Raw genomic sequence first — 17,442 nt, 5'->3', positions numbered from 1 at the left:
CGCCAAATGTGTCTGGATCAGTATGATTTTTGATTGAATCAGGCAAAATTCATAAAACTGATCGCTTTCAAAGTGCTAGAGCAACTTTATGGGTTCGGCGAACCCATGTTGCTATAGTGGAAAAGAACTGGCTGAGCGGGCAAAGCCGTACCATATTGATCATACCGATTGAACATTTGACCCGAGGCTGGAATGACCACGACCGAGACAGAACAGCAAGACTTCACCACCCGCAGCGAACCGTTTCAGCTGTTTGCTGAATGGCTGGAAGAAGCCAGGGCGGCAGAACCGAACGACCCCACCGCCATGAGCGTGGCCACGGTTGATGGTGACGGCCTGCCCAATGTGCGCATGACGCTGCTGAAAGGTTTCGATGAGCGCGGTTTCGTGTTCTACACCAATTTTGAAAGCCAGAAGGGCACCGAGATACTGGCGTCGCGAAAGGCCGCCCTGGGGTTTCACTGGAAATCCCTGCGCCGCCAGGTCAGGCTGAGGGGACCGGTGGAAGTGGTTTCCGAGGAAGAGGCGGATGCTTATTACAAGTCCCGGCCCCGCGACAGCCGCATCGGTGCGTGGGCATCACAACAATCGCGCCCTCTTGAAAGCCGGTTTGCGCTCGAAAAGGCAGTTGCCAGATATGCTGCAAAATACGCCATTGGCGACGTCCCGCGTCCGCCGTACTGGTCAGGGTTCCGTGTAAAGCCCGTTCATGTCGAGTTCTGGAAGGATGGTGCTTTCCGTCTGCATGACCGGGTGGCGTTCCAGCGTCATGGCGATGATGATGCCTGGAGCAAGACGCGGCTTTATCCGTAACAGTGATTGCCGTATAGATCGCTGACCTGCCAGATCGTTGATCTTCCCCAATGGAGACTTTCATGTCCGCAACGCAGACTGACAATGCCGATCGCAAGACTCTGATCCTGACCGGCGCCTCGCGTGGCATTGGCCATGCGACGGTTAAGCGGTTTTCCTCAGCCGGATGGCGGGTCATCACCTGTTCACGCCAGCCGTTCCCGGAAAACTGTCCCTGGGAAATGGGACCGGAGGATCATATCCAGATCGACCTGGCCGATGTCGACGACGTGCGCCGTGGTGTCGATGAAATGAAGGAACGCCTTACCGATCAGGGCAGCCGGCTGAATGCACTGGTAAACAATGCGGCCATATCGCCCAAGCTTGAAGGCGGCGGGCGCATGAATACCTTCGATACCAGTGCCGCCGACTGGAACCATGTATTCAATGTCAATTTCTTTTCACCCGTGATGCTGGCGCGCGGTCTGGTCGATGAACTCAGGGCCGGGCAGGGGTCGGTCGTCAACGTCACCTCCATTGCCGGCACTGCAGTGCATCCGTTTGCCGGCGCCGCTTATTCGACGTCAAAAGCCGCGCTGGCTTCGCTGACCCGGGAAATGGCCAACGACTTCGGCCCGCTTGGCGTGCGGGTGAACTCCATTTCACCGGGAGAAATCGAAACCTCCATCCTGTCGCCGGGCACGGAAAAAATCATCCCGAGTATTCCGCTACGCCGTCTCGGCCAGCCGGAAGAAGTCGCCAAGGCGATTTACTTCCTGTGCACCGAGGCGTCGTCTTATGTCACCGGGGCGGAAATCCATGTGAACGGCGGTCAGCATGTCTGAAGATTCAAGGTCACCGGAGACATTTGTGGCCCATGCTCTGCACTCGGTTGAAGAGGCGACCGGCTCCGTAGTGCCGCCGCTGCACACGGCGACCACCTTTGCCCGCGACAACGATTACCAGCTTCGCGACAGGCATCTTTATTCGCGCTACGGCAATCCGACCATTGATCAGGCCGAAGAGATTATTGCCCGGCTGGAAAACGGCCATGATGCACTGGTGTTTGCCTCCGGACTGGCCGGCATCGCCGCACTGTTTGAGACACTCAAGCCCGGTGCTCATGTGGTGGCGCCTGAAATCATGTACTGGGGTACGCGGGACCTGATGACCCGCATGCTTGAAAAACAGCGCATCACGGTAACCTACGTCGACCCGTCTGACCTGGATGCACTGAAGACGGCAATTGTGCCGGGCAAAACCGAACTGGTGTGGATGGAGACGCCGGTCAACCCGGTCTGGGACGTAATTGACATCCGCGCGGTGGCTGAGGTTGCTCATGCCGCAGGCGCTGACCTGGCCGTTGATTCAACGTCTGCCAGCCCGGTTGTCACCCGCCCGCTGGATCATGGCGCAGACATTGTCTTCCATTCCATCACCAAATATCTCAATGGCCATTCCGATGTGCTCGGTGGAGCCCTGGTGACACGGGAGGACAATGCACGCTGGGCGGAGGCCCGCACCGTCCGCAATGTGACCGGTGGCGTTCTGGCACCATTTGAGTCCTGGCTGCTGATCCGCGGCATGCGCACGCTGTTTGTGCGGGTCAACAAGGCAGCCGAAAGTTCACTGGCGATTGCGCGTCACCTGGAGCACCATCCCGGGGTGGAGAAGGTATTGTATCCCGGCCTGCAGTCTCATCCCGGCCATGAAATTGCGCGCCGCCAGATGGACGGCTTCGGGGCCATGATGTCCATATGCGTGAAGGGCGGCATGGCGGAAACCGGCCGGGTGATCCGCGCGCTCAAGATTTTCCTGCCGGCAACTTCGCTTGGCGGTGTGGAGAGCCTGGCGGAACATCGCAAGGTGATCGAGGGTGAGGACAGTCCGATCCCCGACAACCTGATCCGGCTGTCGGTTGGCATCGAGAACACCGAGGACCTGATTGCCGATCTCGAACAGGCACTCGCCAAGGCATGAAGCGGCTCGTACTCGCATTGTCTGCGCTGCTGGTTTGCGGCCAGGTTCATGCCCTGGAGGCTGAGGGGTTGCCGGACGGTGTGATCTCAACCGGTTCGAATGACGTCGCCGAAGCGTGGCTGACACGTCCCACGACACGATATGCCCATGGCATCCTGGGTGATGCCATCGAGGCAGGCGGCCTGATGGTCCAGACGGCCGACGGCCAACATTATGAACATGTACTGCCTGACGGGTTCGTGTTCGAGGATCGCCGGGCTCGCCCGGTAGACCTGGACGGAGACGGCCGAGATGAGATCGTCGTGGTGCTCAGCAGCCTGAGCGAGGGCGCGGCCCTGGCGGTGTACGGTGTTGCTGACGGCAAGCTCCGGCTCAAGGCGAAAACCCCGCATATCGGCAGGTCGAACCGCTGGCTCAACCCGGCGGAGTTCGCCGATCTTGATGGCGACGGCACGCTGGAAATTACCGCCGTGTGGACTCCGCATCTGGGGAGGGTCCTGCAGGCCTGGACATTCACCGATGGGAAACTGCGCCGGGTCGCCAGTATCAAGGGCTATTCAAATCATGCCATCGGATCGCCGGTACAGGACCTGACGGAGGCTGTAACGCTGTCTGACGGGCGTAAGGCGCTTGCCATTCCGACCCCCGCTTATGATGAGGTTGCTTTCCTGACCCTGCAGGACGGCAGGTTTGCCGAGGTGGCCCGAAAACCGGCAGGAAGCCGCATCACCTCTCCTGTCCGGCGTCACAAAAACGGCCGGCAGCTTGAATTCGCTACCGGCCGGGCATCGCTTGTAACAATAGATGTGCCCTGATCAGGCGGCGCGAAGGCCTTCCTTTTTGATCCACTGTGCGGTGTCGTCCAGCGCCGCTTCATAGCGGTCGAACATCTCGTTGACTTCGCTTTCAGTGATGATCAGGGGCGGGCACAGCGCGATCGAGTCCACCATGGCACGGACCATGAGGCCGCGTTCCTGGGCAAACTTCATCATCGTCGGGCCAACCATCTTTTTCGGATCGAATGAGGCTCTGGTGGCTTTGTTCTCAACGATTTCAGCCGCGCCGATGAAGCCCTTGGCCCGTACATCGCCGATCAGTTCGTGGTCCTTCAGCTTGTTGAACCGGCCTTCAAACAACGGCCCCAGCTTGGCTACATGGTCGACAATGCCGTCGCGCTTGTAGATCTCGATTGTCTTCAGCGCGACCGCTGACGCGACCGGGTGCGCTGTATAGGTGTAGCCGTGGCCAAACACGCCGATCTTCTTCGACTGGTCGAGCATGGCCTGGTACAGGTCTTCCTCGATGGAAATGCCGCCCAGCGGCATATAGGCGGAGGTGATCGCCTTGGCCATTGATACCGAGCTTGGCTGCATGCCCATGGTCTCCGATCCGAACCACTTGCCGGTCCGGCCAAAGCCGCAGATCACTTCATCGGCGATGTAGCGGACATCGTACTTTTCCAGGATTGTCTGGATTTTCGCATAGTAGCCATCCGGCGGAATGATGACACCACCGGCACCCATGATCGGTTCGGCGAAGAAACCGGCAACGGTTTCAGGGCCTTCCCGGATGATCAGGTCTTCCAGTTCGGTTGCCATGCGGGTGGTGAATTCGTCTTCCGTCTCGCCGTCCTCGGCAAACCGGTAATGATGCGGACACGAGGTGTGCATGATGTTTTCGATCGGCAGATCGAAGTCGGCATGCACCGGCGGCAGGCCGGTGAGTGAGCCGGACGCAACCGTGACGCCGTGATAGCCCTTGATGCGCGAAATCAGTTTCTTCTTTTCAGGCTTGCCGCGCGCATTGTTGTAGTACCAGGTCAGCTTGACCTGCATGTCGTTGGCTTCCGAGCCCGACGAGCAGAACAGCATCTTCGATGCCTCGCACGGCACCAGCTCTTTGAGGGTTTCGGCAAGCTCGATGGCCAGGTCGTTGGACTTGCCGGCAAAGATATGCGTGTACGGCAGGCGGCTCATTTGCTGCGCGGCAACGTCGACGATTTCCTGGTTGCCATAGCCCAGTGATGTGCACCACAAACCGGCCAGGCCCTCGATGTATTGCTTGCCGTCACTGTCATAAACGTAGATGCCCTTGCCTTCCTCGATGATGGTAGGTCCCGTCTCACGGAACGCCGAGAGATTGGTGTAAGGGTGGATCAGGGTTTCGATATCCCGTACGGCAATATTCGACAGCTGTTTGTTCATCTTGAAATTTACCTTTTGACAAGCGCACGCTGGTGCGCACGATCTGTTTGGGATTGAATGCGCTCGATCTGCTTGGGGTTGAATATGTCAGAAATCATGAGGGGCACACAATGGCTGAAATGTCACTGATCAAGCAGAGCGCAACTGCGCTGGTTGCAAGGCTCAAAAGCGGCGAAATCAGCCCGCATGACCTTCTCGACGCGCTGGAAGCACGTATTGGTGAAGTGGACGGCAAGGTGAACGCGCTTCCCACACTGTGTTTCGAGCGCGCCCGTGCCCATGCCGATGAGGTGTTGAACAAGCCGGTTGGCGAGCGTGGTCTGCTGGCCGGCATGCCGGTTCCGATCAAGGACCTTGCAGATGTTGAAGGCGTGCGTTCAACACAAGGGTCACTGATTTTTGCGGATACGGTGCCGGAAGTGTCGGACCTGCTGGTCAGCCATCTGGAGGCCGAAGGCGGTATTGTCTACGCCAAGTCCAACACGCCCGAATTTGGCGCCGGCGCCAATACGTTCAATGAAGTGTTCGGCCGGACACTAAATCCGTGGAACACGGCACGCTCGGCAGCCGGTTCGTCCGGCGGTGCCGCAGTGTCGCTTGCAACCGGCATGGCATGGCTCGCGCATGGGTCTGACATGGGCGGCTCATTGCGCAATCCCGCCTCGTTCAACAACATCTGCGGTATGCGACCGTCGCCGGGCCGGGTTGCAGTCAGCCGGGCAAGCCAGGTAGACGGCAACCTCGGGCTTGAAGGGCCGATGGCACGCAATGTCGAGGACCTTGCATTGCTGTTTGACGCCATGTGCGGCGAGGAACCGGGAGATCCTGTATCCAAACCGCGACCGCAAACGAGTTTTCTGGACCAGGCCCGGTCGGGTTGGAAACCGAAACGGGTGGCGTTCTCGCGCGATCTTGGCATTACACCGGTTGATCCCGAAGTGGCGGAAATCGTCGAGGCTGCCGCCCGCCGCTTTGAAGAGGCCGGCGTGGTCGTCGAAGACGCCCAGCCGAACCTGTCGGAGGCCCATGAGTGTTTTCATGTCCTGCGCGCCATGGCGTTTGCCACCGGCATGAAACCATTGCTGGACGCCCATCGTGACAAGCTGAAGCCTGAAGTCATCTGGAACATAGAACAGGGACTGGCACTGAGCGCCGATGACATCGCCAGGGCCGAACACCAGCGCGCCGCCATGTTCCAGCGCGGGCTCGAATTCTTCAATACCTATGATCTGTTGTTGTCTCCGGCGACTATCGTGTCGCCATATCCGGTGGAAAACCGCTATGTCGAGGAATGCAACGGCGTGAAATTCGACAATTACGTTGAGTGGCTCGGTATCGTCTATGCGATCACCAATATCTGCGCGCCCGCCTTGAGCATACCGGCCGGATTTACGGCCGAAGACCTTCCCGTCGGTATCCAGATTGTCGGCCGGCCCAATTGCGACGGCCAGGTGCTGGCCGGCGGCAAGCTGCTGCAGGACATTCTGGGCCACCATAATCGGCTGCCGATTGATCCACGGGGCTAAAACAGTAGTATTCATACAAACAAGAAAACTTGACCATAAGTGAGGGATGCCCATGCAGGGTTTGATGCAGGACTGGCCGTTGCTGGTGCACACTGTTCTCGATCATGCTTCGAAATGGCACGGGGACCGCGAAATCGTCTCGCGTCGTGTCGAAGGTGATATATCCAGGACGACGTACAGGGAGCTGGATCATCGCGCCCGTGCACTGGCGTCGGCTGCCCAGGGCAGGCTGGGCCTGAAACTGGGCGATGTCGTGTGCACAATGTCGTGGAACGGCTACCGCCACGTGGAAACATGGTACGGCCTGATGGGCCTGGGTTGCGTTGTTCACACCCTGAACCCGCGCCTGTTCGCCGACCAGTTGGCCTATGTCATCAATCACGGGGAAGGCAAGTGGATTTTCATCGACCTGAGTTTCGTGCCGATCCTTGAAGGTGTGCAGGACAGGCTGTCGAATGTGAAAGGCTTTGTCGTCATGACCGATGGCGCGAACATGCCTGAAAGCACCGCGCTGAAAAACGCCATCTGCTACGAAGAACTTATCGGCGAAGGCGACCGTGCGATGGCCTGGCCGTCGTTTGACGAAAACACCGCATGCGGCATGTGCTATACCTCCGGCACGACCGGCAACCCCAAGGGTGTGATGTATTCGCACCGCTCCAACGTTCTTCACGCCATGGTCAGCGGCGGGGGCGATGCGCTGTGCATGGCAAGCAAGGACGTGTGGATGCCGGTGGTGCCGATGTTCCACGCCAATGCCTGGTCGCTGGCGTTTTCCGTGCCGATGGCGGGGGCCAAGATGGTGATGCCGGGCCCGCGCATGGATGGTGAGGCGATCTATGAACTGCTGGATACCGAGGCGGTTACCGCAACGGCCGCCGTGCCGACGGTATGGCTGATGCTGCTGCAGTACCTGGAACAGAACCCGCACCTGAAGCTGCCGCACCTGCAGCGCGTGGTGATCGGCGGTGCGGCCTGTCCTGAGTCCATGATGAAGGCATTTGAAGACAAGTACGACACCCAGGTGATCCACGCCTGGGGCATGACCGAGATGAGCCCGCTGGGATCGCTTGGCACCCGCAAGGCCGGAATGGAGCATCTCAGTGATGATGAATGGTGGCAGATCAAGCTGAAACAGGGCAGGCCGGCCTATTCGATCGAAATGAAGATTACCGATGATGAAGGCAAGGAACTGCCCCATGACGGCACCACATTCGGCCGTCTTAAAGTGCGCGGGCCCTGTATTGCGAAAAGCTATGCCAAGGGCGACGGTGCCGAAGTGTTCGATGATGACGGCTGGTTTGACACCGGCGACGTGTCGACACTGGATGAGTACGGCTACATGCAGATCACCGACAGGTCCAAGGATGTGATCAAGTCCGGCGGCGAGTGGATCTCGTCCATCGATCTTGAAAACGCCGCTGTCGGATGTCCCGGTGTCGCGGAAGCTGCCGCCATCGGCATGCCGCATCCGAAATGGGACGAACGCCCGATCCTGGTGATCGTGAAGAAGGACGATGCCGACGTGACCCGCGAGCAGGTGCTGGATTACATGAAGGACAAGACGGCAAAATGGTCGCTGCCGGACGACGTGATTTTCGTTGCAGAAATCCCGCACACGGCTACCGGCAAGATCTCCAAGCTGACCCTCAGGGAGCAGCTCAAGGATTACGTCCTGCCAACCGCCTAGCCGGTCAATCAGGCAACCTGTCAGGTTGATTTGCCGGTCCAGTGCAAAGTTTGACAACGTAGCGGCGGAGTAGTGCATGCGAAAACGAGGTAACCTGTTTGAGCCGTTGGATCTGCCCTGCGGTGTCACTTTGAAAAACCGGATTGCGAAATCGGCCATGTCGGACTCGCTGGGAGACGGTACCGGTCATCCGACATCCGAGCAGGTCAGGCTTTACCAGCGGTGGGCCAATGGCGGTATGGCCATTTCCATAATCGGTGAAGTGCAGGGAACTGCCGGCTACGCTGAGAAGCCTGGAAACCTTGTACTCAACGAGGCTTCCGAGCTTGATCGTTTCCGGTTACTTGCCCAGCAGGGCGGTGAAAACGGCACTCAGCTCTGGCTGCAACTCGGCCACGCAGGAGCGCTTGCTTATTCGCCGACCAGTAATCCCAAAGGCCCGAGCGCTCTCGACCTGCCGGGTCTGTGCTGTGCGGAATTGACGAGAAACGAGATTCTTGGATTACCCTCGGAGTTTGCGCGAACGGCCCGCCTGGCGAAGCAGGCCGGTTTCGGTGGTGTGCAGGTGCACGCGGCGCACGGATTTCTGCTCAGTCAGTTCCTGTCGCCGTTGTTCAACAGGCGCAGTGACGAATACGGAGGAGCCATCTCCAATCGCATGCGGCTCCTGCTGGAGACCATCGAGGCAATCCGCGCCGCCGTCGGAGAGAATTTCCCAATCGCCGTGAAGCTCAATTCCTCAGACAAGCTCGAGGGTGGCTTCGACGAAGACGACGCGCTTGCGGTTGTGGCAGCGCTGGACCGGTCTTCGGTCGACCTGCTCGACATTAGCGGTGGCACCTACTTCCCCGGAGCAAAGTCTGCTTCCGACGGGGCCGGACGTGGGCCCTATTTCATCGAATTCGCCAGGCGCGCCCGCGCCTTGACAACCAGGCCCCTTATGCTGACGGGGGGGTTCAAGACCCGTGAGCAGGCCGAGGAAGCTGTGGCCGGCGGCGTGGTCGATATCGTCGGGCTCGCACGCGCACTCGTCCTTGAGCCTTCACTTCCGAGCTTGTGGAAAGCGGATCAAATGCCTGAGCCGGTGTTTCCCAGGTTTTCATCCGCCCCCGAGGGCGGCATAACGGCCTGGTATACAATGCGGTTGACCGAGATCGGCGCTGATAAAGAAACGCCTGATGTCAGCGATCTTGAGCAGGCTGTTCGGGACTATGAAGCACGCGACAAGACGCGAACGGAAATCTGGTTGCGTTACTTTTCCAGTGATGACGCCGGGCGAACCTAGCTGGTGATCCGCATTCGTCAATGCGACCTGATCTTAACCGACCGCCTCATAATCCGTGTCCAGTGACAGGTCACCATGGGCCCTGACCAGGTTCTGCTCGATCAGGTGTTCCACATGCGCAAGTGTTGACAGCGCCGCTGCTGCGTGAAGCTTTGCATCGATGCCGGCATAAACCTTTTTCACCACGCCCATGATGGTCCGTTCGCCGGATACAATGTGTTGCAGCACCGCCTTTTCGCGCATTTGCCTGTGGGCCAGGAACGCCCGGGCAAACCGCTGCGGGTTCTGTTTGGCCGGACCATGCCCCGGCAGGTAAAGCCGGTCCTGGTCGCGTGCCATCAGGGTGCGCAGGGAGGAAAAATAATCAGCCATGTGCCCGTCGGGCGGGGCGATTACCGAGGTTGACCAGGCCATGACGTGATCGCCGCAAAACAGCGTCTGCTCGTCGTTCAGGGCAAACGCCATATGGTTGGAGCAATGGCCCGGCGTGAACACGCTTTCCAGCGCCCAGCCGTCGCCTTCGACAATGTCGCCGTGTTCGACGGTGACATCGGGGTTGAATTCATGATCGCCGGCGGCATCCAGCGTCACGTCGCCCGAGGTTATCGCCTTGGCGGCACGGCCCGACCCGTGCGGACCATATGCATAGGTCTTCGCTCCGGTTGCCTGCTGCAGTCGGCGGCTCAGTGGCGAGTGATCGCGGTGGGTATGGGTAATGATGACATGGGTGACGGTTTCGCCGCGGACCGCGTCCAGCAGGGCTGCAAGCTGGTCTTCGTCCTCCGGGCCGGGGTCGATGATGGCAACCTTTCCCGTGCCTACGATATAGGAATTGGTGCCCTTGAAGGTGAACGGGCCGGGGTTGTTGCAGGTAACGCGGCGCACCTGGTCACTCAGCCGGACGCAGTCACCTGCTTTCACGTCAAAATCATGATCGAACGACAACTCACTCATGTCAGGTATACTCATTGTTGTATTGCGGCAGAGCCAAAACGCAAATATACCCATGGACCAGCAATTAACATCCGTCAAACTTGCCAGAAGGGTTCCCCCAAAATGACCGCACTTTCCGCCACCTCTCCGACACTTGCCGGCACGTTGCTCGGCGACAATGGCCGTCTTTCCGCCGTTCGTATGGTGATGCTGGCAATTGCAGGTTCGCTGCTTTTGTGGGTGTCCGCCAAGATCGCCGTGCCGTTCTGGCCGGTGCCGATGACCATGCAGCCGTTTGCGGTGATGGGCATTGGCGCTGCCTTCGGCTGGCGCCTCGGCATGGCAACCGTTGCGCTCTATCTGGTCGAAGGTGCGCTTGGCATGCCGGTATTTTCCGGCACGCCTGAAAAGGGCATCGGCTTGGCTTACATGGCAGGCCCGACCGGCGGTTACCTTGTTGGTTTCGTATTTGCGGCAGGCGTAACAGGCTGGCTCGCGGAACGCGGCTTTGACCGCAATGTGTTGACCATGATAGCGGCCATGACGGCGGGCACTATCGTGCTCTATGCATTCGGGCTTGCCTGGCTGAGCAACCTGATCGGCGTTGAAAAGGCCCTTGTGTTCGGCCTGTATCCGTTTGTGCTCGGTGATGCCGTCAAGATCGTTCTGGCTGCCCTGATCTTCCCGGCCGCCTGGAAGCGGTTGTCGAGCAAGGGCTGAACCGACAATGCCTGAAGCCTTCATTTGCGATTACGTGCGCACACCCATCGGCCGCTTCGGCGGTGCCCTGTCCGGTGTGCGCACCGATGATCTGGGCGCAGTACCGCTCAACGCCCTGATGCAGCGCAATAGTTCCGTTGACTGGGCTCAGATCGATGACGTGATTTATGGCTGCGCCAATCAGGCAGGCGAAGACAATCGCAATGTGGCGCGCATGTCGTTGCTGCTGGCCGGCCTGCCGGACACGGTGCCGGGTGCCACCATCAACCGCCTGTGCGGCTCGGGCATGGACGCCATGCTGACCGTCGCCCGCGCCATCAAGGCGGGCGAAGCCGAAATCGGAATCGCCGGCGGTGTTGAATCCATGAGCCGGGCGCCGTTCGTGATGCCGAAAGCCGACACCGCGTTTTCGCGCCGGGCGGAAATGTACGACACCACAATCGGCTGGCGCTTCGTCAACAAGCTGATGAAGCAGCAGTACGGCGTCGATTCCATGCCGGAGACGGCGGAAAACGTGGCCGAGGACTACCAGATATCGCGCGAAGACCAGGACGCGTTTGCGCTGCGCTCGCAAGGCAAGGCCGGCAAGGCGCTGGCCTCAGGACGCCTGGCAAAGGAAATCACCCCGGTGACAATCCCACAGCGTCGCGGTGATGCGATTGTTGTAGATACGGACGAACACCCGCGCCCGGAAACAACAAGTGAGCAACTTGCCAAGCTGAAAGCACCGTTTCGCGAGGGCGGCTGCGTGACGGCGGGCAATGCGTCCGGCGTCAATGACGGCTCTGCCGCCATGATCATCGCGTCCGAGGCGGCAGCAAAGCGCCATGGCCTGACGCCCGTCGCGCGCATTCTTGGCGGTGCCACCGCAGGTGTTGCCCCGCGCATCATGGGCATCGGCCCGGTGCCGGCCACGCAGAAACTGTGTGAGCGCCTCGGCGTGAGACCGGCCGACTTTGACGTTGTCGAACTGAACGAGGCATTTGCCGCACAAGGCCTGGCGGTGTTGCGCCAACTGGGCCTGCCAGACGACGGCGAACACATAAACCCCAATGGCGGCGCCATCGCCATCGGCCATCCGCTCGGCATGTCCGGCACCCGCATAGCCGGCAGCGCCGCAATGGAGCTGGTAGAAAATGGCGGCAAGCTCGCACTCGCCACCATGTGCATCGGCGTCGGCCAGGGCATAGCTTGTGCGGTTGAACGGGTTTAGGTGTGATGTATCGTTATACTTGAGTCGCGCGGTGTAAACCGTGTTGTCCGCGCAACATCCCGCACACCCGGAAGCGGATTATGCGGGGGAAAGCACGTTAACCCGTGCATTTAGTAGATTGTCACCGTAACTGCTGCATGATCGTCCCATGGACCAACTGGCTTTGCTGATTCTGTGTCTCGCCGGCATCAATCTTGTCACCTTCGCCCTGTTCGCGTGGGACAAGGTCAGCGCGATCAAGGGAAGTCGGCGTATTTCCGAAGGCACGCTGCTGACGCTGGCGCTTGTCGGCGGCACACCCGGCGCGTTCATCGCCCAGCAGCGGTTGCGTCACAAAACCCGCAAACAGCCGTTCCGGTCGTACCTGATAATGATTGCGGTGTTGCACGCCGTGCTGCTCGTAGCGCTGGCAGTACCGCTTACGCGTCACTTCATGCTTGAGCAATTGCGTCTACTATTGGCGCAATAGGCAGCTGGGTCAAAAGCGTCCCTCCTCGAAAAACGCGGACCTAAGCCTAAAGATATCATCACCTAGTTAGTGCATTTGGTAAACTGTCACCGTAGCCAGTAATGCCAGAACGCCCGTCAGTGGGCCGCTGTGGCGGTCCCAGGGCCTGTCTACATGCCATCTGCCCTGGATGGTGGGTGAACCCAAGATGAATATCATCTTCAGGAGACCTTCAGCCCGGCTTTGCCAGGTTGCCGGGCAACAACTGAAACCGATTGAAATCGATGGGACCCGAACGATGAAAAAATTGACCAACACAATTATCGCATTCTCGATTGCTGCAGCTTTTGGCGGCTTCATGATGACTGCCGATTCCAGTGATGCCTTTGCTGCAAAGAAGCTCAAGCCAATGATCGGTGCTTACGGCATGAGCTACTACAAGAAGGCAAAGGCCAAGTCATCGGCTGTTGGCCGCTGGGAAAAGCGGGTTGCCATCAAGCATGGCCTGAAGTTCAGCCACTGGTCCAGGGCCAAGGCAAAGGGCACCAGCTGTAAAAGCAAGTTCCATCAGGGCAATGGCAAGAAACTGTGGACCTGCACGGCTTCTGCCAAACCGTTTGCCAATATCAAGTCATGCGTATCTGGCCGCATTGTTGCAAAGTGGAAACATCCCAACCCGGCAAAAGCAAAAGCAACAGCACGCAATACCTGGGAAAAGCTGACTGCCAAGCACTATGGCATCAAGTACAGCTTCTACAAAAATGCCAAAGGCAAGTCCAAGAGCTGCAAGCTGGTTTCCAATGGCACGATGACCCTTTGCACCTACAAGGCAACGCCTTGCCATTAGCCGACCACGATTGAATGGATTGCCGGGCCCAAGGTCCGGCAGTCCTTCCATTTTGGCGTATCCGATTGAGCAGCCAAAGGACCGGCGAAAGGGAAACAGAAAAATGAACAATGAAACTTTTCGTGCCGAGTACACGCCGCAACACAGCGAGGTGCTGCAGGTGGCTCGCGACGCGGCAAAATATCTCCTGCCACGGCGTAGCCAACCCAGGCGCTGGCTGTTCCTGATGGTTTTGATTCTCGGATATGTTGTTGTGTGCGACCTGATATTCAGTGCCGCGTTCCAAAACTTCGTATCCCGCTATGTTGGCTATGCTGCTGCTCCCTGGCTTTCGGTGGGCCCGGTCATAGCTGTCTCGTTCTTGATATTGTTGCGTTGGTCGAAATGGTCGCGAAAGCGCTGCACTGACTGGCTCGAGCAGCATGCGCCACATCCCAGTTTTGTGTTCGTGGCAGATGATGACAAGCTGCGGTGGACCAGTGAAAGGTCCGGATCATGGATCGATTACCGCGCGATTGACCGGCTTTTTGTAACACCGGAAAATCTGGGCATTATCTATTCCGGATCGGTCACCTATGTGCCCCGCACTACACTGGCCAACGAGGCGGAATTCCGTTCCTTGACCGGTTTTGTGCTCAGCAAAATTCGTGATGATGCCCGCCAGGCCAGTCTGTCAGACCCTTCAATAAACAATCTGCTGCAACAACCTGCAGAAGACTCGGCTTAATCTGACACCGCGCCCTTTTCACCGGAGTGAAATAGGCGCGGCGCATCTCTTGCAAGAATTACGGTGACTGTTTACTCAATGCACCAATTAGACGCTGTCATCTTTGATTTTCAGTTCCCGTTTTGCGGACAGAGAACGGTTCCCTCCGCTACTCGGCCGCCTCCATATAATCCTCCAGCGGCGGGCAGGCGCAGACCAGGTTGCGGTCGCCATAGACATTGTCGACGCGCGCCACCGGCGGCCAGAACTTGTCGTCGCGCTGCGACGGCAGCGGGAAGTAGGCCTGCTCGCGTGAATAGGGCCGGTCCCAGTCCTGCAACAGGGCATGATGGGTGTGCGGCGCATTGCGCAGGATATTGTTGGTCTTGTCCGCCTTGCCCGTCTCGACTTCGGCAATCTCGGCCCGGATGGAAATCATCGCGTCACAAAACCGGTCGAGCTCCGCCTTGCCTTCGGACTCGGTCGGTTCGATCATCAGGGTTTCCGGCACCGGCCAGCTCATTGTAGGTGCATGGAAGCCATAGTCGGCCAGCCGCTTGGCGACGTCTTCCACGCCGATGCCGGTCTCGTCCTTCACATCGCGCATATCGATAATGCACTCATGCGCCACATAGCCACCCGGTCCCGTATAGACGATCGGATAGTGATCTTTCAGGCGATTGGCCATGTAGTTGGCGTTGAGGATGGCGACCTGTGTCGCACGGGTCAGGCCTTCCGTGCCCATCATGGCGATATAGGCCCATGAGATCGGCAGGATGGAAGCCGAGCCCCACGGTGCAGCTGAAATCTGGCCGATGGTCGGCCTGCCGTGGCTGGCCGGATTGACACCGGAGACCACGTCATGGCCGGGCAGGAACCGGGCCAGGTGTGAACGCACACCAATGGGCCCGACGCCGGGACCGCCACCACCATGGGGAATGCAGAACGTCTTGTGCAGGTTCATGTGGCAGACATCGGCGCCAACCTCGGCCGGACGCACCACCCCGACAAGCGCGTTGAGGTTTGCCCCGTCGAGATAAACCTGTCCGCCATGGTCATGGATAGTGGCGCAGATGTCCTTGATGGCTTCTTCAAACACCCCGTGCGTGGACGGGTAGGTGATCATCAGCGCCGCCAGGTTTTCCTTGTGGGCGTCCGCCTTGGCTTTCAGGTCGTCAACGTCGACATTGCCCTCGTCATCACACTTCACCACCACGACCTTCAGGCCCGCCATGACGGCGGACGCCGGGTTGGTGCCGTGCGCCGATGACGGGATCAGGCAGATATCGCGCTGGCTCTGGTCGTTCGATGCGTGGTAGGCGCGGATGGTCATCAGGCCGGCATACTCGCCCTGGCTGCCGGCATTGGGCTGCAGCGAAACCGCATCAAAACCGGTGATTTCGCACAGCCAGCTTTCAAGCTCTTCAAACAGTTGCTGGTATCCTTGCGCCTGCTCCAGCGGCACAAACGGGTGCATGTTGGAAAACGTCGGCCATGTCACCGGGATCATTTCAGTGGTTGCGTTGAGTTTCATGGTGCACGACCCGAGCGGGATCATCGACCGGTCAAGCGCGATGTCCTTGGCCTGCAACTGCCGCAGGTAGCGCAGCATTTTGGTTTCCGACCGGTGCATGGAGAACACCGGGTGAGTGAGGTAATCCGACTGCCGGGCCAGTTCCGCCGGGATACACTCTGTCAGCTCTTCATCGATGGTGTTCATCGGCCAGTCGGCCAGCCCTTTGGTCTTGAAACAGCCAAGCAGCCGTTCTACTTCTGACCGGCGTGTCGTTTCATCAAACGAGATGCCGATGTGATCGGCATCCACATGACGCAGGTTGATGCGTTGTTCACGCGCCTTGGCAACCAGTGCATAGGCCCGCGCCGGTGCCCGCACGGTGATGGTGTCAAAGAATGCATCCGTGGTGACCTCATAGCCCCATTTCTTCAGCGCATGGGCAGTGATCTCGGCAAACCGGTGCGCCCGTGCCGCCATTTTCGCAATGCCGGTCGGGCCCTGATAGACGGCGAACATGCCGGCAATCACAGCCAGCAGAACCTGCGCGGTGCAGATGTTGGAGTTGGCCTTTTCACGGCGGATGTGTTGTTCGCGGGTCTGCAGGGCCATGCGCAGCGCCGGGCGTCCTTCGGCATCGACGGACACACCAATGACCCGGCCCGGGATGGCGCGCTTGAACTCGTCACGGGTGGCGAAGAATGCGGCATGCGGGCCGCCATATCCCATCGGCACGCCAAAGCGCTGGGCCGAGCCCAGTGCAACATCTGCCCCCAGTTCGCCGGGTGACGTCAGCATGGCCAGCGCCAGGAGGTCTGTCGCCATGATCGACAGGGCGCCTTCCGCCTTCAGGCTGGCGATTTCCTTGCGGTAGTCACGCGCCTGGCCGCTGGAGCCGGGATACGACAATAGCGCGGCGAACACCTTGCTGGCATCGAGGTCGGTTGCCGGATCACCCAGCACCAGTTCGAAGCCGAAGCCGCGGGCGCGGGTTTCCAGCACGGCGACGGTTTGCGGATGGGTGTCCTGGTCAACGAAGAACACATCGCGCCCGGTCTTTGATACCCGGTGCGCCATGGCCATGGCTTCTGCTGCTGCTGTGCCCTCATCGAGCAGCGATGCACTGGCCAGTTCCAGACCGGTAAAGTCGCACACCATCTGCTGGAAGTTTAAGAGTGCCTCAAGCCTGCCCTGGCTGACCTCGGCCTGGTACGGCGTGTAGGCGGTGTACCAGCCGGGGTTTTCCAGGATGTTGCGCAGGATGACCTTCGGCGTAACGCAGCCATAGTATCCCATGCCGATCATCGACGTGAAAATCTGGTTGCGCCCGGCCACCTTGCGCAGGTCCGACAGTGCATTGCGCTCAGACAGTGGCACAGGAAGGTCCAGAGGTTTTTCGGCACGGATGTTTTTCGGCACCACCTTCTCGGTAAGGTCCTGCAGCGTGGTCGCGCCAACAGCCTTCAGCATATCGGTCATTTCATCGTCTTGCGGACCGATGTGGCGGGGAATGAAATTTGCGCCAGCCTGCAGGTCGGTAAGGAGAGTGCGTTTATCAGCCATTTTCAGGACATTCCATATTTTC

15 protein-coding genes are annotated in these 17,442 nt (G+C 59.1%); 12 read left to right on the top strand and 3 right to left on the bottom strand.

What is annotated here, in order from left to right; all coding sequences use genetic code 11:
- The first annotated feature begins 192 nt into the window (after positions 1-192).
- The 4 genes from pdxH to DHN55_RS01135 all read left to right on the top strand — a co-directional run bounded on the left by pdxH (position 193) and on the right by DHN55_RS01135 (position 3,587).
- Entirely contained in the window at positions 193-813 is a 621-nt protein-coding gene (pdxH, locus tag DHN55_RS01150) for a pyridoxamine 5'-phosphate oxidase (protein WP_108879584.1), read from the top strand.
- A 62-nt stretch (positions 814-875) separates the two neighbouring features.
- Positions 876-1,637: an SDR family oxidoreductase gene (locus DHN55_RS01145; protein WP_108881631.1), complete on the top strand. Its 762-nt coding sequence runs from the start codon at positions 876-878 to the stop codon at positions 1,635-1,637.
- Positions 1,630-2,772, top strand: coding sequence for a PLP-dependent transferase (locus DHN55_RS01140; protein ID WP_108879583.1), 1,143 nt, complete (start codon positions 1,630-1,632; stop codon positions 2,770-2,772). Before DHN55_RS01145 ends, DHN55_RS01140 begins: the two co-directional genes overlap by 8 nt.
- A complete protein-coding gene (locus DHN55_RS01135; protein ID WP_108879582.1) occupies positions 2,769-3,587 on the top strand; it encodes an FG-GAP-like repeat-containing protein in 819 nt (272 codons plus the stop codon). Before DHN55_RS01140 ends, DHN55_RS01135 begins: the two co-directional genes overlap by 4 nt.
- On the opposite strand, the gene DHN55_RS01130 is transcribed toward DHN55_RS01135, so the two are convergent.
- Complete coding sequence (locus DHN55_RS01130; protein WP_108879581.1) at positions 3,588-4,976, bottom strand: aminotransferase; 1,389 nt, start codon at positions 4,974-4,976, stop codon at positions 3,588-3,590.
- 110 nt (positions 4,977-5,086) lie between these two features.
- On the opposite strand from DHN55_RS01130, the gene DHN55_RS01125 reads away from it, so the two are divergent.
- The 3 genes from DHN55_RS01125 to DHN55_RS01115 all read left to right on the top strand — a co-directional run bounded on the left by DHN55_RS01125 (position 5,087) and on the right by DHN55_RS01115 (position 9,477).
- Positions 5,087-6,502 (top strand): amidase family protein, encoded by a 1,416-nt coding sequence (locus DHN55_RS01125; protein WP_108881630.1) that lies wholly within the window; start codon positions 5,087-5,089, stop codon positions 6,500-6,502.
- A gap of 52 nt (positions 6,503-6,554) precedes the next feature.
- Entirely contained in the window at positions 6,555-8,192 is a 1,638-nt protein-coding gene (locus DHN55_RS01120; RefSeq protein ID WP_108881629.1) for a long-chain-fatty-acid--CoA ligase, read from the top strand.
- Between the two features lie 76 nt (positions 8,193-8,268).
- A complete protein-coding gene (locus DHN55_RS01115; protein ID WP_108879580.1) occupies positions 8,269-9,477 on the top strand; it encodes an oxidoreductase in 1,209 nt (402 codons plus the stop codon).
- A 33-nt stretch (positions 9,478-9,510) separates the two neighbouring features.
- Here the strand turns inward: DHN55_RS01115 and DHN55_RS01110 are convergent, their stop codons facing one another.
- Entirely contained in the window at positions 9,511-10,431 is a 921-nt protein-coding gene (locus tag DHN55_RS01110; RefSeq protein ID WP_443111120.1) for an MBL fold metallo-hydrolase, read from the bottom strand.
- A gap of 102 nt (positions 10,432-10,533) precedes the next feature.
- Here DHN55_RS01110 and DHN55_RS01105 point away from each other — a divergent pair, with 102 nt between their 5' ends.
- The 5 genes from DHN55_RS01105 (at position 10,534) to DHN55_RS01085 (ending at position 14,365) form a co-directional block, all read left to right on the top strand.
- Complete coding sequence (locus DHN55_RS01105; protein WP_108879579.1) at positions 10,534-11,130, top strand: biotin transporter BioY; 597 nt, start codon at positions 10,534-10,536, stop codon at positions 11,128-11,130.
- Positions 11,131-11,137: 7 nt separating this feature from the next.
- Positions 11,138-12,343: a 3-oxoadipyl-CoA thiolase gene (gene pcaF, locus DHN55_RS01100; protein ID WP_108879578.1), complete on the top strand. Its 1,206-nt coding sequence runs from the start codon at positions 11,138-11,140 to the stop codon at positions 12,341-12,343.
- A gap of 148 nt (positions 12,344-12,491) precedes the next feature.
- The gene (locus DHN55_RS01095; protein ID WP_108879577.1) at positions 12,492-12,812 is read left to right on the top strand and encodes a DUF1294 domain-containing protein; all 321 of its coding nucleotides are present in this window, start codon (positions 12,492-12,494) and stop codon (positions 12,810-12,812) included.
- Between the two features lie 277 nt (positions 12,813-13,089).
- On the top strand, positions 13,090-13,638 hold the full coding sequence (locus DHN55_RS01090) for a hypothetical protein (protein ID WP_337659771.1): 549 nt from the start codon (positions 13,090-13,092) through the stop codon (positions 13,636-13,638).
- Positions 13,639-13,741: 103 nt separating this feature from the next.
- On the top strand, positions 13,742-14,365 hold the full coding sequence (locus DHN55_RS01085) for a hypothetical protein (RefSeq protein ID WP_108879575.1): 624 nt from the start codon (positions 13,742-13,744) through the stop codon (positions 14,363-14,365).
- A 148-nt stretch (positions 14,366-14,513) separates the two neighbouring features.
- Here DHN55_RS01085 and gcvP read toward each other — a convergent pair whose 3' ends face one another.
- Positions 14,514-17,420, bottom strand: a complete 2,907-nt coding sequence (gcvP, locus tag DHN55_RS01080; protein WP_108879574.1) for an aminomethyl-transferring glycine dehydrogenase — start codon at positions 17,418-17,420, stop codon at positions 14,514-14,516.
- Between the last annotated feature and the right edge of the window lie 22 nt (positions 17,421-17,442).

It is taken from the genome of Anderseniella sp. Alg231-50, assembly GCF_900149695.1.
Classification (GTDB): domain Bacteria; phylum Pseudomonadota; class Alphaproteobacteria; order Rhizobiales; family Aestuariivirgaceae; genus Anderseniella.
The sequence above is the reverse complement of the archived record's forward strand: the minus strand, read 5'-3'. Positions and strand labels throughout refer to the sequence as shown.

What these genes read in the sequence shown, in the direction of transcription:
- pdxH (WP_108879584.1), top strand. Translation starts at nt 193, where the DNA reads ATGACCACGACCGAGACAGAACAGCAAGACTTCACCACCCGCAGCGAA.
- DHN55_RS01145 (WP_108881631.1), top strand. Translation starts at nt 876, where the DNA reads ATGTCCGCAACGCAGACTGACAATGCCGATCGCAAGACTCTGATCCTG.
- DHN55_RS01140 (WP_108879583.1), top strand. Translation starts at nt 1,630, where the DNA reads ATGTCTGAAGATTCAAGGTCACCGGAGACATTTGTGGCCCATGCTCTG.
- DHN55_RS01135 (WP_108879582.1), top strand. Translation starts at nt 2,769, where the DNA reads ATGAAGCGGCTCGTACTCGCATTGTCTGCGCTGCTGGTTTGCGGCCAG.
- DHN55_RS01130 (WP_108879581.1), bottom strand. Translation starts at nt 4,976, where the DNA reads ATGAACAAACAGCTGTCGAATATTGCCGTACGGGATATCGAAACCCTG.
- DHN55_RS01125 (WP_108881630.1), top strand. Translation starts at nt 5,087, where the DNA reads ATGGCTGAAATGTCACTGATCAAGCAGAGCGCAACTGCGCTGGTTGCA.
- DHN55_RS01120 (WP_108881629.1), top strand. Translation starts at nt 6,555, where the DNA reads ATGCAGGGTTTGATGCAGGACTGGCCGTTGCTGGTGCACACTGTTCTC.
- DHN55_RS01115 (WP_108879580.1), top strand. Translation starts at nt 8,269, where the DNA reads ATGCGAAAACGAGGTAACCTGTTTGAGCCGTTGGATCTGCCCTGCGGT.
- DHN55_RS01110 (WP_443111120.1), bottom strand. Translation starts at nt 10,431, where the DNA reads ATGAGTGAGTTGTCGTTCGATCATGATTTTGACGTGAAAGCAGGTGAC.
- DHN55_RS01105 (WP_108879579.1), top strand. Translation starts at nt 10,534, where the DNA reads ATGACCGCACTTTCCGCCACCTCTCCGACACTTGCCGGCACGTTGCTC.
- pcaF (WP_108879578.1), top strand. Translation starts at nt 11,138, where the DNA reads ATGCCTGAAGCCTTCATTTGCGATTACGTGCGCACACCCATCGGCCGC.
- DHN55_RS01095 (WP_108879577.1), top strand. Translation starts at nt 12,492, where the DNA reads ATGGACCAACTGGCTTTGCTGATTCTGTGTCTCGCCGGCATCAATCTT.
- DHN55_RS01090 (WP_337659771.1), top strand. Translation starts at nt 13,090, where the DNA reads ATGAAAAAATTGACCAACACAATTATCGCATTCTCGATTGCTGCAGCT.
- DHN55_RS01085 (WP_108879575.1), top strand. Translation starts at nt 13,742, where the DNA reads ATGAACAATGAAACTTTTCGTGCCGAGTACACGCCGCAACACAGCGAG.
- gcvP (WP_108879574.1), bottom strand. Translation starts at nt 17,420, where the DNA reads ATGGCTGATAAACGCACTCTCCTTACCGACCTGCAGGCTGGCGCAAAT.